Source organism: Labilibacter marinus (genome assembly GCF_001659685.2).
In the GTDB taxonomy this organism is placed as follows: Bacteria; Bacteroidota; Bacteroidia; order Bacteroidales; family Marinilabiliaceae; genus Saccharicrinis; species Saccharicrinis marinus.
On sequence record NZ_LXYE02000009.1, the window covers coordinates 131,526 to 146,836 of the forward strand.

Here is a 15,311-nt window from a genome sequence, read left to right on the forward strand (position 1 = left end):
TTGTAGTAGTTTGTATTCACAAGCACATTTACAGTCCTGTTAGTACTCCTGTCTTAATATATTTTCAAGCACATATTTGTTACGGATAAACACAAACATCTACACTAATTCTATCACCTTTATGTTATCGAAATACAGAGATAAAAATAAATGATAGGAGGAAATATTCTATCGGAATTAAAAATATAAAAGATGAAGAGATTGTTTACAGGACTAGCATTAATACTATGCTTAAGTGTAGGGTTAAGGGCTGAACTTATTAATGTGGTGGATTATGGTATTAAGCCAGGCGTGGACGTTACGCTTGAGGTAAATACTTTAATAGAATCGTTAAAGGGGCGTAAAGATATTACCTTGTTTTTTCCAAAAGGGAAATATGAGTTTTACCCAGAGAATGCCACAGAGCAGTTTCGGGCTGTAACTAATCATGACAATAGTTTAAAAAGAATGGCGATGCCTTTCTTTGGTTTTGATAATTTAACCTTGGATGGTAATGGTTCTACCTTTGTATTTCATGGACGTATTTGTCCTATTACTTTAGAGGGCTCTACAGGGGTTACGTTAAAAAACTTTAGCATAGATTGGGATACTCCATTTCATCATGAAATTAGAGTAGTAGAAAGTAATCCTGATGATAACTCCTTTGTGGCCGAAATTAGCCCAATGAAATATGGCTTTGAAATTAAAGGAGGACAGTTGTTGTTTAATCATTATAATTGGCAAGATGGTATTGGGCAAAATATTGCTTTTAATAGCAAAACATCAGCTCCAAGCTGGATGACTCGCAACTATGCCATTAGTGCAGGCCGTGGAAAGTTTACAAAAGTTGGAGATAATAAAGTAAAGTTTGAAAAAGCAACGAAAGAAACTCCTCCTGTTGGAACGGTTATTTGTACCTACGGATCTGCACCAACCAATAGGTTAGCTCAAGCTATTCATATTTCTAATTCAATAGATACTTATATAGAAAATGTAACAGTATATGCTGCTGGTGGAATGGCTTTAATAGCGGAGAGAAGCGAAAATATTCATCTGAATAAATTTGTAGTTACTTCAACGGACGAAAGAAACTTAGCGACACGCGCTGATGCTACGCACTTTTTGGGATGTAAAGGTTTGGTAAAGCTAGAAAACTGTTTGTTAGAACATATGGCAGATGATGGTATTAACGTACATGGCGCCTATATTAAAATAGAAAAGGTATTGCCTAATAATCAACTGCTATGCGAAATTAGTCACCGGCAGCAAACTGGTTTTATATTTGCCGAAGCTGGAGATAAGGTGATGATAACATCTAGAGAAACGGTTCTACCTATTTTTGAATCTACTGTAAAAGAGGCGAAAGTACTAAACGAGCAGCGCATACTTTTAACGTTAGATGAAATGCCAAAGCAACTTCCTGCTGGATTATTATCTATAGAAAATATTACATGGTATCCTGATGTTGAAATGAAAAAGAATATCATCCGAGATAATCGCGCACGTAGTGCTTTAATTACAACCAAAGGGGATGTGCTAATCGAGGATAATTTCTTTTCATCACAAATGCATGGTATTTTAATAGAAGGAGACAATAATAAATGGTACGAATCAGGAGGTGTTCGTAATGTGGTGGTTAATAATAATGTGTTTGAGAATATAGGATATGGTAGTGGTACTCACTATCCTTTGTATGCTTCTCCTTTATTAAGACCAGAGCAGCGCCTTGGCGACGAAAAATATCACTTAAATATTAAGTTTACTAATAATAAACTAAAGAGTTTTAATGGCCTGTTAGTACATGCCCTGACGGTTAAGGGCTTGGAGGTTACGGGCAATGTAATTGAGATGGACGATAAATACCCTATAGGATGTGATTTACCATCTGTTGAGCTAGATTATTGCGAGGATGTAAATATTAGTAATAATAAATTTGTTGGCTTTAATTGGGATACCAAGTTGGACGTAAAAGACAATTGTACCAACGTAAAAATTAAAAGTAACAAAGGATTAAGTAAGTAAATTTTTTCATAAGTTTTTATTGATAACCCTCTAGTTATGCCTAAAGCATGATAGAGGGTTTTTCTTTTTTCAAAAAAATGTAATGAAGGCAGGACTGATGAGATAAGCTCATTGCCCAAACGCCATGAGGTTTGTAAGAAAAAGAATATTCATTGAGTATCTATTTATCCATATTAATTTTGAAATATATGAAATGTATTTTATACCAATGATTGTCAGTTTATATATTTTTATACGATACGAACTACATTTTATGCCTTAATAAAGGTTAAAAGTAATAATCTGAAATTAAAACCTGCGTTTTTGCTTAAAAATGAAAAAATAATGTAGTTACTTTTGACAAAGTATTAATTAAACAAACTATATCATGTCAAAAGAAAACGTTGTTAAATTACTAGACAAAGGAGCCGAGGACAGAAAATTTCGTATTAAATACGATAATACGTTCTCAATGGAAAAATTTGCAGAATTAGCCAAAGAAGATGGTTTTGATTTTACTGCAGATGATTTAAAAGCAGTCATCAACGAAAACGGAGATTCGTTTGATTCGTATGGTAACCCACCTAAAAAAGGTATTTGGGTGTAAGCAGGTTTTAAGTAATGGCAGGTAATGTAAGTTTCTATCCAGACAATAGAATACTGATAACTTAATTAAATATAAGTCTTTACCTGCCATTGTTTATACACATGTTTGTTTTTGGTTTTTCGTATTAATACCTGAATAACTTCTCAATATTTAAATTAAAAGAATTCTCTATATCAACTTATCTCGCCTCATTTCATTTTTTTTTACTTTAGCGCTCCAAAATAAACTGAAATGAATATTGTAGATCTCATAAAGAAATTACTTCCAGGTTTAGCACCATTAATCATATTTGTAATTGCAGATAGTATCTGGGGTACCGAGGTAGGCTTGATTGTAGCTATTGGTTTTGGACTGGTTGAGATATTTTATAGCTTGATAAGAAAGCAAAAACCCGATAAGTTTATTCTGTTTGATGTTGGGCTTCTGGTTGCTATGGGTGGTGTATCTTTACTATTGGATAATGATTTGTTTTTTAAACTAAAGCCAGGAGTAATAGGAGCTATTTTATGTGTTTTGCTTGGTGTGTCTGCCTACGGAAAAACAAATATAATGATGGCTATGAGTGGTCGATATTTAAAAGATGTAGATATTAATCCGTGGCAGCAGTATGAAATGTTACAGAGCATTAAAGCCTTATTTTGGATTTTTTCAGGACATACTGTATTGGTTATCATTTCAGCAGTTGCCATGAGTAAAGAGGCTTGGGTAACCATTAGTGGACCAGGCTTTTATATTTTGTTTGGGGCTTATTTTGTATTTGAGTTATACAAAAAGAAAAAAGTTCAAAGTAAATATCAAGAAGAGGAATGGTTACCTATAGTAGATGATGAAGGTGCTGTTTTAGGAAAGATGCCCAGAAGTGTTGCGCACAAAAAGTCCATGATCTTACATCCAGTAGTACATATTCAGGTTTTTAATGCTAAGGGAGAATTATATCTGCAAAAGCGAGCTGAAAATAAGTTGGTTCAACCAGGAAAATGGGATACCGCAGTGGGAGGTCATGTTTCAGCCGAAGAATCCATTGAATTATCACTTCAGCGTGAAGCCTCGGAAGAAATAGGTCTAACGGATTTTAAAGCACAACCTTTTCAGCGATATAAATGGGAGAGTAGCATTGAAAAGGAGTTGGTGTTTGCTTTTATATGCACCACCGACCAAGCTCTTAAGCCGGATCCAGCAGAGGTGAGCGAAGGTAGATATTGGACGATGGATGAAATAGAAGCTTATATAGGAAAAGAAATTTTCACACCAAATTTTGAGCATGAGTTTGAGTTGTTAAAAGCGTATTTGAAAGGTTAATCAATTCTCACCTTGTATTAGTTGCTTGGATAGAAGGGGGAATTTAAAACAAACTTCCTTGTACTGCTTCATTCGAAACAGGTACAATTTTATCTAAACTCACATACCATATAAAACCTTTCACTGTGGCATTCCCCATATTTTTTACCTGTCGAATATATTGTAATACCTGCTTTTCGTATTTAGATTCTTCTTTATCACCAAACTTGTAATCGATAATGTGTACCTCATTATTTAAGAATACAACACGATCGGGGCGATAGCTTCCTTTGCTAGTGAGTATCGTATTTTCAGCTTTGATGATATGCTCAGGATTAAACCAATCTTTAGTTTCTGGTTGAGCAATAAGTAATTCAATCTGAGACTTTAACTTACCCTTTTCTTCTTCTGAAATTTTGCCTTCAAACAGCATTCTACTCAAAGCATTGTCAATATCTTTTGCTGTATGGATATACTCAAATGCTTCGTGCATCACTTTACCGTAGTTCACTTTACTCTGTGTACCATCTACCGAAAAGTAATCGTCACTTTCGGTTTTTATGGCAATATGCTCATCACTCAAGAGTTTATTCACAAAAGGTTTTAAAGCTTCACTTTCAATATCAGCTGATGATTCTTCTCTTTCGGTATTTACTTCTGGAATATCTCCATAAGAAAAAAGGTTTGACTCAGCATTCCAACTATTGGACAAATCAATAAATCCAGTTTTATCCGTAAATTGATGATTGTTGATAGAAAAATACATTAAATCAGAAACGCTTTTTAGCTCGCCTTTGCTATTTTTTGAAGGTGTGTTGCCGTAGGTTAAAAGTACCTCGCAACAACGCGTTAAAGTTACATAGAGTAGATTTAAACTATCTACGTACTGATACAATAGCTCCTCAAAATATTCTTCCTTAAAAATAGTGTTCTGCAACCTGGAAGTATAAGTGATGGGTAATAGTTTTATTTCGTTAAACGGCCCTTTGTTTGGGCGACACCAAATAATATTACTCTTTATTTCAGAATCTAGTTTCCAATTACAATAGGGGACAAGGACCACCTTAAACTCTAGACCTTTTGATTTATGAATAGTCATTATTTTAATAGCATCCTGGTCGTCGGGAACAGCCACCGCTTCTGTTATTCCTTTATCTTCCCACCAATCAATAAAGGCCGTTAAATCGGGATAATGGTCTTTTATAAACTGATTGGTACAATTGATTAATGCTTGAATAAAAATACCTTGCTCTTCCTTAACTTCTTCAGGAAGTTGATGTGCCAAGTATTCTAATAATTCCAATAATGGTTTCTGACGCTGAGTAAGCAGGTCTTCTATCCATGGATGTTCTTGTTGAGCAAAGCTTATTTCGGTATCTAGTTTAAAGAGTTTCCCTATTTCTTGCTGTGTATACTCAGTATCGGCCTGTAATAATTGACGATTTAAAACCAAGTCGGCTTTTAAAATCAGGTTGTTAGGGTTTTGTAGGTATTTAACCTGCGCCATTAAAAAGTTTACAGCCGTTGAACCCGATAAAAACAAAGACTCATTGGAGATAACAGGAATAGTCGTTTTGTTAGGCGAATACTCTCCAGATAATAAGGCATTTGCAATGGTTTCTCCTTCTCCCTTTTTCCGAACCAGAATACAAAAGTCGTTATAGCGATAACCTTTACTTACTAAGTTTTCAATGTTTTCAATCATGTCGGCTAACATGCGCTCATCGTAACTTTCTTCCTTACTAGGTGCAAAAAACTTAGCTTTGATATGGCCTTGGTTTACGGGTTTGTGCTCAGGTAGTTCCTGAAATACATCGGCGTATGCCTGAGCAATTTTGTAGCCATATTCCTTAAGCAGGTTTTCATCATCAATATATTGAGAAAATATACTGTTAAAGTTGTTTTGTATATATTGCGAACCATCAACAAACAGGGCGTTATTAAAACCAATGATGTTAGAAAGGCTTCTCCAGTTTTTATTTAGGGTTAAGGATTCGCTTCCATGCTGTCTGAAATCATGCTCAACTTTATTGGCCAATAAGTTCCAATCAGAATTTCGCCATCTGTAAATGGATTGTTTTACATCGCCAACAATAAGGCTGGTTTCGTTATTGGCCAAGGAGTTATCTACCAGTGGTCTAAAATTTAACCATTGTAGCTTTGAAGTATCCTGAAATTCATCAATCATAAAATTTTGAAAACGCGTTCCTATTTTTTCGTAGATGAATGGCGTTTCGTTTTGATCGATTATTTTATTTAGGAAATATGATGAATCAGCAATTAAAAAGATATTCTCATCACGACAAATAGCCTGAACTTCTTTAGCAATATCTGCAATAATGCCTAGCGCAAAATAATTCTGACTGATAACTTTTGCTGTGGTATAATTCTCGTATTCACGATCGATTAAGTCAATGGCTTTTTTAACCAGCATATTGAGCAAAGGGTATAAACCATCAATGGTATCGCTATCTGCAGGAGTGTTATCTTTTCGTCCCCATTTAGTGGGCTCATCAATAATTTTAAGAAGTGTTGCTGTAGGCTCAAGTTTATCCACGGCCTTTAGCTTTTCGAAGTATTTAACGGGGGTACGACTTTTACCTGTAAAGGCATCATATTTTAAACCGCTCTTTGTAATGGCTTCACTACCTTCTTCACCAAATGCTTTTATTTTACCTTCAAAATCTTTAATAATCGCTTGAATCTGATTTAGGTAGTCCTGCATTTTTTCCTTATCGCTGATTACCTCTAGGATATCGCGACTCTCTAACTGAAATAGTTCGTTAAAAATTTCGGAACCCAGCTTATTTAAATCGCTACTTAAATTCCAGCTTTTACCCTGATTTAATTTTTGTTCGGCAAATTGAACCAACCACTCTTTTAAATGAGCATATTCGGGTAAATCAACCTTCATTAATAAATGGTCAACGGCCTTTTGTAATATTTTAGGAGTATTTAATTCAATTTTAAAGCCACTTTCTAGTCCGGCTTCACGAGCAAACGAACGGATTATCTTTTGAAAAAAACTATCAATGGTACTTACTGAGAAGTTTGAGAAGTCGTGCAATAAATAACTCAATAATACTTTAGCACGTTTACGTACTTGCGTTTCATTCAGTTTAAACTCCTTCATTAATTCATCTACATAATCATTGGTTTGACCATTAGATATTTGAAAAAGTTTTTCCAGAATACGACTTTTCATTTCGCCAGTAGCCTTATTGGTAAAGGTAACCGCAAGCGTATGAATGTAGTTGGTGGGATTTTTATATAAAAGAAAAAGGAATTCGCGGGTCAGTGTAAATGTTTTTCCAGAGCCTGCAGAGGCTTTGTATATCTTAAGTTGCGACATTTATAGCTATTTTAGTCTTTATCATTAAATGCCGAATATTCTATATTTTTTTCGTTCTTGACTCTATTTTTTAATACCCAAGAGGATGAAAGAATATATTTCAATTCAACTTTTCAATAATATCTTTTTAAAAGCATAAAAATAGCAATTGTTTTATAAAAAAGGCAAGCAGTGTCAACCATCCCAAATTCTAAGTAATCAATCTAACTAAACAATTCCAATCTTCCTTAATTTACACTATCAAAATTACTGCTTGCCTTCATTTCACCCTAATTATTGAACTCAGTATTTATCCAAAACTAATATGAGCTCAATTTCTTTTAAAACACTACTAAAATGCAGTGCTCAACTATATTATTTAATGTCTTCTCCGTTTACAAAGTTATCCGACTCAAGCGTCATTTTAATGTTTTGTCTGTGTACAACTTGTGCTGGTAACAAAATTGCTGGTACTAGTCTTTTCCCATTGTGTTCTGTTAAGTTCATATTGGATGGAGCAATACCATCTGAAATTTTAATAGCTGCATTGGCAACTGCATAAGCCATCGATTCAATCGGTTTATATATTGTAATCGTTTGGTCGCCACCAACAATTTTTCTAATGGCTTCTTTGTCCGCATCTTGCCCTGCTATCAAAACTCTTCCAGCCATATTGTGTTCTTTTAATGCGCTAATAACACCAGCTGCTAACGCGTCATTACTGGCAATAACAGCATCTAAAGCAGTATCTGTATTGGTTAAATAGTCCTTGGTAATGTTATATCCTTCGTGTAAAGACCAGTCACTAGAAAATTTATTAAATACAATTTCAATATCCCCTTTTTCCACGAATGGAGCAAGCACGTTCATTTGCCCTAAGTTTAATAAATACGCATTATTGTCGAGTGTTGGACCGCCTACAATACCATATTTGCCCGTTGGTTTAATCTTAGTTAAAAAATTGGCTTGTAATTCGCCTATGGCAATATTATCGGTAGAGATGTAGTAATCCAAATTACAGTCTTTAATTAATCTATCGTATGAAATTACTGGAACGTAGTGTTGATGTGCATATCTAACTATATCGCCCGCTTTTTTAGAATCAACAGGGATAACGATTAATACTTCAGCACCATTTTCAATTAATTCTTTTGCTTGCTGTAATTGTTTATCAGGATCTGAATCGGCAATGGCCACTGTGCAAATGCCTCCCATTTCCTCAATATGCTTTTCAATTAAGGTCATGTCTTTTTCCCATCTTTCCTGGGCCAAAGTATCCATTAATAATCCAATTTGGGGTTTTTGATTGCATCCTGTTAATAAAAATAATCCGAATGCAATGATCAGTGTAATCTTTAAAGCTTTCATATCGGTTTTGTTTTTTAGGAAGAATTATATTTAATAATTTACAAAAAAACATTTGGAATGTAAAGCCAAAGCATAAAAGATTTGAAAAAATGGAGAAAGGTGCAATGGTGTTATAGCATAGAGAAATGGGCTAAGCGTTAACGGTTGAGAGGTTTATTGATGTATAAGGTTAAAGGTACAAGAGTGCAATTATTTTTGTCATGATCCGCTTGAATTCGAACCTACCGCTAAAGTTTTTTTTAAAGTCATGTATCATCGAACCTTTGCACCTTTAACCCAATTACTGATTACTCCCTCTTCTTTGCTTCATCCCAAATTTTGTCCATTTCTTCCAGCGACATTTCCTTAAGATCAAGGCCTTGTTTAATGGTTTTATCTTCCAGATAATTAAAGCGAGAGATAAACTTACGATTGGTTCTTTCTAGGGCATTTTCAGGGTTTACTCCGTATAGGCGAGCTGTGTTGATGATAGAGAATAATAAATCGCCAAATTCAGCTTCAATTTTATCTTGGTCGCCTTGAGCTATTTCTACTTTAACTTCATCCAGTTCCTCTTGTACCTTATCCCAAACCTGTTCGCGATTTTCCCAATCAAAACCTACACCACGGGCTTTATCCTGAATTCTGTTGGCTTTTACCAAAGCGGGTAATGATTCCGGTACACCTGATAAAACCGACTTGTTGCCACCTTTTTCCTTTAATTTAAGACGTTCCCAGTTTTCCTCTACTTCTTTGGCATCTTTAACCTGGGTGTCGCTAAAAATATGAGGATGACGATAAATCAGTTTTTCATTTAACGAATCAATTACATCCTTAATAGTAAATTCATTGTTTTCATCCCCAATTTTGGCATAAAATACAATGTGCAATAATAAGTCGCCTAACTCTTTTTTTATTAAATCAGGATCCTTTTTTATAATGGCATCGGCTAATTCGTAGGTTTCTTCAATGGTTAAGGTGCGCAGACTATCATTGGTTTGTTTTTTATCCCATGGACACTTTTCTCTGAGCTCGTCCATGATATTTAATAACTCTTTAAAAGCGGTTAATTTATCTTCCATTATATATTGATTTATGCTCGTATATTTTTTAGTGATTCAAAAGTAGATATATACTTCCACTTTTAGCAAAGTAATCTTTAAAAAGACTATTGAATAAGCTAAAATGTATTTATTTTGCATTGCGAATTACTTGATTTTAATACATGATAGAAAAACTGATATATATAGACTCTGTTGATTTAATAGAGTTTTTAGGCGTAAAAAATGTAAAGCTCGATATAATCCGGAATAGATATCCTAAACTTAGAATTATTGCTAGGGGAGATTGGATAAAGGCCATGGGCGAGGAAGAGGAAGTAACTGCTTTTGAGGAAAAAATTCATTTACTTTTGGATCATTACAACGAATATAATGTATTGAGTGAGCACTCCATTATTGATATTATTGAGAGTGGTGGCATTGGCAAGGTGAAAGATGTTGATGATGTTATTTTATATGGCATCAATGGTAAGCCAATAAAAGGACGAACTGCTAATCAACGTTCGTTTGTGCAAGAATACGAGAAGAACGACTTAATATTTGCTGTTGGTCCAGCAGGTTCTGGTAAAACTTACACGGCCATTGCACTTGCTGTTAGAGCATTAAAAAGGAGAGAGGTTCGTAGAATCATATTAAGTAGGCCGGCAGTTGAAGCAGGGGAGAAATTGGGTTTTTTACCAGGTGATATGAAAGAGAAGATTGACCCTTACTTACAACCACTATATGATGCTTTACAGGATATGATTCCTGCTGCTAAGCTAAAAGATTACATGGAGAATGGAACCATTCAAATTGCTCCTTTGGCTTTTATGCGTGGTAGAACCTTAAATGAGGCCTTTGTTATTTTAGATGAAGCGCAAAATGCAACTACCAACCAAATTAAAATGTTTTTAACCCGTATGGGGCATGGAACTAAATATGTGGTTACGGGGGATGTTACGCAAATTGATTTGCCAAAAATATCTATGTCGGGATTGGTACACGCCATGCGCATACTGACCAATGTAAAAGGAATGAAAATAATTAATTTTGATGTCCGTGATATCGTTCGCCATCCATTGGTTCAGCGAATTGTGGAGGCTTACGATAAAGAAAAGCCCACATCTAAAGAATAAATTCAAATTCTAACGCAACCTTTAGTAATTATTACCTTCTAAATAAAGAAATATTCACAAGTAGATAGATTTAAATAACATGAAGAAAAATTTTGGTTTGATAGCTGGCTTGTTAATAGCCTTGGTGTATAGTGGATGTAATAAGGAAGAAGAACCTATTGATTATGATGCAAAAGATGAAGGCATTATTCAAGATTATTTTGAAGCCAATAATATTACAGACACCGTTGCAACGTCTTATGGTGTATATATAAAGCATATCGTTGAAGGTACCGGAGAATCTCCAACCTTAAATGATAAAGTAAAGGTTAAATATGAATTATATAATTTGCCTAGTGATCAAAGAGTAAATCAACCAGAGGAGCCAGTTACTTTTGCGTTATCAAATTTAATTGCAGGTTGGCAAATAGGCATACCTTATATGAAAGTGGGAGGTGAAGCCTATTTGTATGTACCAAGAAAGTATGCGTATGGTGATGGAGTGTTAAAGTTTAAGATAACACTAATTGAAATTGAGTAGTTGATTTTAAGAATAAATTTATTATTAAAATATTTAGGGAAGCCTGTTATGGGTTTCCCTTTTTTTGTGCAATTCTCTGATGGCGAAATGCATGTATTCTTCGTTAGCAATCTGTTGGTAAGGAAATAGAAGAAGTTATAGTAAAAGACTTTATGAAACTGAATATTGGATTTAAAGATGCCCCAGAGTTTAAGCAATAGATAAAGCACGAAAATATACTTAAGAAGATGAGAAAATAGAGGTCATTTGAAGGTGATAATAAAAAAGGCTGTCCGTTATACAAACGGACAGCCTTAAGCTATTTTTTTAAATGAGAGTTTTATAAAACTACTCAGTGATAATTTCGAACTGATCAGCAGTAGAAATTCCTTTTAAACCAGGGTTGTCTCCAAAGTAGTTTTCTAACTGACCGTTTAATTTTACATGATATCCTACAGAAGCACCACTTGTAGAAGCAAGTCCAAGTTGCGTTCTTGGAGCCGAATCACTTCCCGATAACTGAACAAATAGCATTTTTGATGCATCTGTTTCGCTAGCAGATGATGCTATGGCAATATTCGTATCTACTGCAGCTGAAGGATCGCTTGAAACGGTATGGTTACCACCTGCATCATACACAATATACCCAATGATATAGCCTTCAACCCATGCAGTTGATTCGTCTTGCTTATCTCTCGCTTCTTCTACAGTATAAGGAGTATCTTTTGAACCTTTAACAACAGGAGTATCTCCACCTTCCTCAACAATTACAATTGAATGTCCGCTTTCCGAAGCGAAACTTAATTGAGCTTCTCCACTATACTCATCTCTTTTACCAGTAAGAATCAGGGTTTGACCAACTTCATACACAATGTCAGAGACTTTAAATACTCCGTAAGCCTTAATTTCGTCACCCTTGCTATCTTTCATTATTAAGTAGGTAACAGTACCATAATCAGGGTTTACAGATACTTCTTTCACTTCAGCTTTGATGGTGCCAACAGTTCCAACTTCTATCGTTAAGAAATCAGCAATAGTTTTTCCTTCGTCTCCAGTGCCACCAGAAAGGATTTCGATAGAGTGACCTGCGTCAGAACTAAAGCTCATTTGATCCTCACCATTATATGAATCTCTATCTGCTGTAATGCGTAGTTCTTGTCCAACTGTGTAAATTTCATCAGATATTTTAAATACGCCGTAAGCTAATATTTCATCACCACTCTTATCTTTCATCAATAATGAAGTAACAGTTCCATAAGATGGGTTAACAGAAACCTCAATAACTTCAGCCTCTATAGTTCCAACTGTTCCATCCGCTAATTTTAGAAATGCAGCAATAGAATTTGCTTTCGCATCAGCTACAATTGAATGTTCACTGTCTGCCTCTAAAGCAAGTCCATCTTCGCCGTTGGTTCCAGTTCTTTTACCTGTTACAAATAAAACATCACCAACTTCGTAGATTATATCTGAAATATTGTAAACTCCATATACTTTAATCTCGTCACCATTACTATCTTTCATCATTAAGTACGAAACTTTACCAGAAGCATTTGTTACAACTTCGGTAATATACGCATTGATGGTGGCTACAGATCCATCTGTTAATGCTAAAAACTCAGCAATACTCAATGGAGGTTCTTCTACTTCAGGTTCTTTGGTTTCGTCAAATTCAACTAATTCTAAGGCAAATACAGTAGTATCATTTTCTAATACGTTTTTTGCGATAGGTAAATAAGATTCTTCTCCTATCTGAGGCGCTCTATCATCATCTTTATCAATACCACAGAATTCAGTCTCTCCATCATTTAATAAACTAATAGACTGGAGTTCATAATTACCGTGCTCAATTTCATATGATTCAGTAACTATTGAGCCATCCTCATAAATGCTATCAACATCAAGTTCTATGATGGTTAATTTTTCGTTGTACTTTCTATATAGTTTAGCCTTAACTGTGTAATCTTCAGCTTCACCTTTAACTTCTGTTGTAGTACTTAAATTAAATTGTACATTTCCTTTGTAAATCGTTTCATCAAGTTCATCGATACACGAGGAAGCAGCTACTACAAGAAGTACAATGCTTAAATATTTTAATAATGTCTTCATTATAATTATAATTTATACGTTTTTTTAAGGATTATAAACAATTCCTCCATTCCATTTTTGGTTTTGCTTATCGCCAAAAATATGATCAACCAATTCGGGATGATCAATGAAAGGGTTTCTGTTTTTCTGGTATTTAAAAATCACATTATTACGTCTAACCTCAAACGGATCGACAGGATCTTCAGTATGCCACATCAACAGATCAACTAAATTACCCTGTGATGTGGAATTAGTAGCAGATACTTCATCACTTATTTCAATTCCACCACTTTCGCCATACTTTACGGCCATGTAAAACATGATTCGAGCAGCATCACCACGTGCAGATACCTTTGGGGCATAAGCCTTACTACTATGGGTACCAACAAAAGCTTTATCCGACGGTTTGTAAGCAAAGTTATAGTTACTCTTATTCGAATTAACAGAAGGAGTTTCCGCTTTTAAGTTATGAATATCTGAAGCCATGGATATTTCACTATTATCAGTGTTTCCATCAACGCCACGCGAACGAGCCCATACGTGTTCTCTATTCCAGGTTGTTCCACCATCCCAATTAGCATTTGCAGTGTTTTCTTCATAGAAGCACCAAACACTATTTTCTAAGGGATTTTTATCGGCCTCTTCTAATACATACCTCGCTTCACCATATGTTTTACCAACAAATTCATTAGAAATTATATAAGCGATAGCCGTTTTTAAAGCATCACCACTTTTTCCGTTTGCCGCTTTATAATAATTAGCTAAATCATAGGCTTTAGAAGCATCTATATCATAAGCCACAGATACAACATGTTTAGTTGCAGTATCGGTATACATAGGAGGTGTACCAAGTACAGCAATTCTTCCATCACTACCTACTTGAGGAACGATATAGTTATATACGGTAGGATCCTCTCCAATTGGGTCTTCATCAGTTGGATCTTCCGGATCAACATAGTCCGGGGGTAATCCTCCATCTTTCATTTCGTCTTCGTCGCATGCCACACATGTTATGGCAAAAACAAAAACTATATATCTAAGTAATCTTAAATAATCAAATTTCATCATTATTATAATTCGATGTAATCAAACGTAAAATCATCAATACAGAAACTCGTTGTTTGCCCTTTCTCAGCTACGTATTCAAACCCAATATATACAGTACCTGAATAATCTGATAAGTCTAACATCCCAGATGAAATAAATTCGTAATTATTGTTCTCTTCAGTTGCAAACACAGCATCAACTAATTCTTCTTTAAGTGTAGCTTTAGCAGGATCTGCATCATTCATCACATAAGCCTTAATAACTGCTCCATTTGGATATGCTATGGCATTTTCAAATTTTAAGTTAGGAGCAACAAAAACTTTATCAAGATTTAATGCAGGAGAAACCATCCAAATTTTATAGCCGCCTTCACTTTTACCTTTATATGCTGTAACGTATGCGTAGGAATTTCCACCAAATGACTTATATATATATGTCATGTCCTTTGCTGATCCTAAATTATATTGTGTCCAGCCATTTTTATCAACGTCTTCACCAGATGTTCCATCATTAAAGTCGTACATATATCCAGGTTCTGGAAAAACCATCCACGAATACAAAGAAAACTTAAAGAAACCAGTTGTAGAATCTACAATAGCCTCTTCTACTGTCTCTCTGAATTTATAGGATACTTTATTTAATGATTTAGGTGCATAACCATACATACTTTCCATATTTCCTAACATTTCAGGAATATATGTTGATGCTAAATCTGCGGTTAATGCAGTATCTCCTTCTAAAACAGATTCTGCAATTTCTAACTCTTCGGCCGTAGTTGCATCAGCTGCAGCAGATTCGCTAATAGATTTATAATCAGAAGCTGTTAGTTCGTATTTTATTTCTTTGTTTAAAGGACCATGGTAATTATCATCCAATTCATCCTTTATATCTTCTAATGGTTCGCAAGCGAATGCAAATAAAGCCATTAGAGCAAATAATATATATTGTAATTTTTTCATCT

At 34.8% G+C, this 15,311-nt stretch carries 11 protein-coding genes; 5 read left to right on the forward strand and 6 right to left on the reverse strand.

What is annotated here, in order from left to right; all coding sequences use genetic code 11:
• Positions 1 to 192 precede the first annotated feature (192 nt).
• The 3 genes from A8L32_RS04025 (at position 193) to A8L32_RS23615 (ending at position 3,886) form a co-directional block, all read left to right on the forward strand.
• Positions 193 to 2,001, forward strand: a complete 1,809-nt coding sequence (locus tag A8L32_RS04025; RefSeq protein WP_075590127.1) for an alpha-1,3-galactosidase-related protein — start codon at positions 193 to 195, stop codon at positions 1,999 to 2,001.
• A gap of 367 nt (positions 2,002 to 2,368) precedes the next feature.
• Positions 2,369 to 2,587: a Nif11-like leader peptide family natural product precursor gene (locus A8L32_RS04030; protein ID WP_075590128.1), complete on the forward strand. Its 219-nt coding sequence runs from the start codon at positions 2,369 to 2,371 to the stop codon at positions 2,585 to 2,587.
• A gap of 231 nt (positions 2,588 to 2,818) precedes the next feature.
• Positions 2,819 to 3,886, forward strand: coding sequence for a septation protein IspZ (locus tag A8L32_RS23615; RefSeq protein WP_075590129.1), 1,068 nt, complete (start codon positions 2,819 to 2,821; stop codon positions 3,884 to 3,886).
• Between the two features lie 43 nt (positions 3,887 to 3,929).
• Here A8L32_RS23615 and A8L32_RS04040 read toward each other — a convergent pair whose 3' ends face one another.
• The 3 genes from A8L32_RS04040 to mazG form a co-directional block, all read right to left on the reverse strand.
• A complete protein-coding gene (locus tag A8L32_RS04040; protein ID WP_075590130.1) occupies positions 3,930 to 7,217 on the reverse strand; it encodes a UvrD-helicase domain-containing protein in 3,288 nt (1,095 codons plus the stop codon).
• Positions 7,218 to 7,571: 354 nt separating this feature from the next.
• Positions 7,572 to 8,564: a sugar ABC transporter substrate-binding protein gene (locus A8L32_RS04045; protein ID WP_075590131.1), complete on the reverse strand. Its 993-nt coding sequence runs from the start codon at positions 8,562 to 8,564 to the stop codon at positions 7,572 to 7,574.
• A 287-nt stretch (positions 8,565 to 8,851) separates the two neighbouring features.
• Entirely contained in the window at positions 8,852 to 9,625 is a 774-nt protein-coding gene (gene mazG, locus A8L32_RS04050; RefSeq protein ID WP_075590132.1) for a nucleoside triphosphate pyrophosphohydrolase, read from the reverse strand.
• Between the two features lie 143 nt (positions 9,626 to 9,768).
• On the opposite strand from mazG, the gene A8L32_RS04055 reads away from it, so the two are divergent.
• Together A8L32_RS04055 and A8L32_RS04060 are read left to right on the forward strand one after the other, a co-directional pair.
• Entirely contained in the window at positions 9,769 to 10,719 is a 951-nt protein-coding gene (locus tag A8L32_RS04055) for a PhoH family protein (RefSeq protein ID WP_075590133.1), read from the forward strand.
• A 79-nt stretch (positions 10,720 to 10,798) separates the two neighbouring features.
• The gene (locus tag A8L32_RS04060) at positions 10,799 to 11,239 is read left to right on the forward strand and encodes an FKBP-type peptidyl-prolyl cis-trans isomerase (protein ID WP_075590134.1); all 441 of its coding nucleotides are present in this window, start codon (positions 10,799 to 10,801) and stop codon (positions 11,237 to 11,239) included.
• A gap of 327 nt (positions 11,240 to 11,566) precedes the next feature.
• Here A8L32_RS04060 and A8L32_RS04065 read toward each other — a convergent pair whose 3' ends face one another.
• The 3 genes from A8L32_RS04065 to A8L32_RS04075 are packed head-to-tail and all read right to left on the reverse strand — an operon-like array spanning position 11,567 to position 15,309.
• Positions 11,567 to 13,324: a DUF6359 domain-containing protein gene (locus A8L32_RS04065; RefSeq protein ID WP_075590135.1), complete on the reverse strand. Its 1,758-nt coding sequence runs from the start codon at positions 13,322 to 13,324 to the stop codon at positions 11,567 to 11,569.
• 24 nt (positions 13,325 to 13,348) lie between these two features.
• Positions 13,349 to 14,371 carry an endonuclease I family protein gene (locus tag A8L32_RS04070; RefSeq protein WP_075590136.1) on the reverse strand — a complete coding sequence of 341 codons (1,023 nt, stop codon included), beginning with the start codon at positions 14,369 to 14,371 and terminating at the stop codon, positions 13,349 to 13,351.
• Positions 14,372 to 14,373: 2 nt separating this feature from the next.
• Positions 14,374 to 15,309, reverse strand: a complete 936-nt coding sequence (locus tag A8L32_RS04075; protein ID WP_143525014.1) for a choice-of-anchor J domain-containing protein — start codon at positions 15,307 to 15,309, stop codon at positions 14,374 to 14,376.
• Between the last annotated feature and the right edge of the window lie 2 nt (positions 15,310 to 15,311).

Bases quoted from the DNA above. Each gene is read 5' to 3' on its own strand.
- A8L32_RS04025 (WP_075590127.1), top strand. From the start codon at position 193: ATGAAGAGATTGTTTACAGGACTAGCATTAATACTATGCTTAAGTGTA.
- A8L32_RS04030 (WP_075590128.1), top strand. From the start codon at position 2,369: ATGTCAAAAGAAAACGTTGTTAAATTACTAGACAAAGGAGCCGAGGAC.
- A8L32_RS23615 (WP_075590129.1), top strand. From the start codon at position 2,819: ATGAATATTGTAGATCTCATAAAGAAATTACTTCCAGGTTTAGCACCA.
- A8L32_RS04040 (WP_075590130.1), bottom strand. From the start codon at position 7,217: ATGTCGCAACTTAAGATATACAAAGCCTCTGCAGGCTCTGGAAAAACA.
- A8L32_RS04045 (WP_075590131.1), bottom strand. From the start codon at position 8,564: ATGAAAGCTTTAAAGATTACACTGATCATTGCATTCGGATTATTTTTA.
- mazG (WP_075590132.1), bottom strand. From the start codon at position 9,625: ATGGAAGATAAATTAACCGCTTTTAAAGAGTTATTAAATATCATGGAC.
- A8L32_RS04055 (WP_075590133.1), top strand. From the start codon at position 9,769: ATGATAGAAAAACTGATATATATAGACTCTGTTGATTTAATAGAGTTT.
- A8L32_RS04060 (WP_075590134.1), top strand. From the start codon at position 10,799: ATGAAGAAAAATTTTGGTTTGATAGCTGGCTTGTTAATAGCCTTGGTG.
- A8L32_RS04065 (WP_075590135.1), bottom strand. From the start codon at position 13,324: ATGAAGACATTATTAAAATATTTAAGCATTGTACTTCTTGTAGTAGCT.
- A8L32_RS04070 (WP_075590136.1), bottom strand. From the start codon at position 14,371: ATGATGAAATTTGATTATTTAAGATTACTTAGATATATAGTTTTTGTT.
- A8L32_RS04075 (WP_143525014.1), bottom strand. From the start codon at position 15,309: ATGAAAAAATTACAATATATATTATTTGCTCTAATGGCTTTATTTGCA.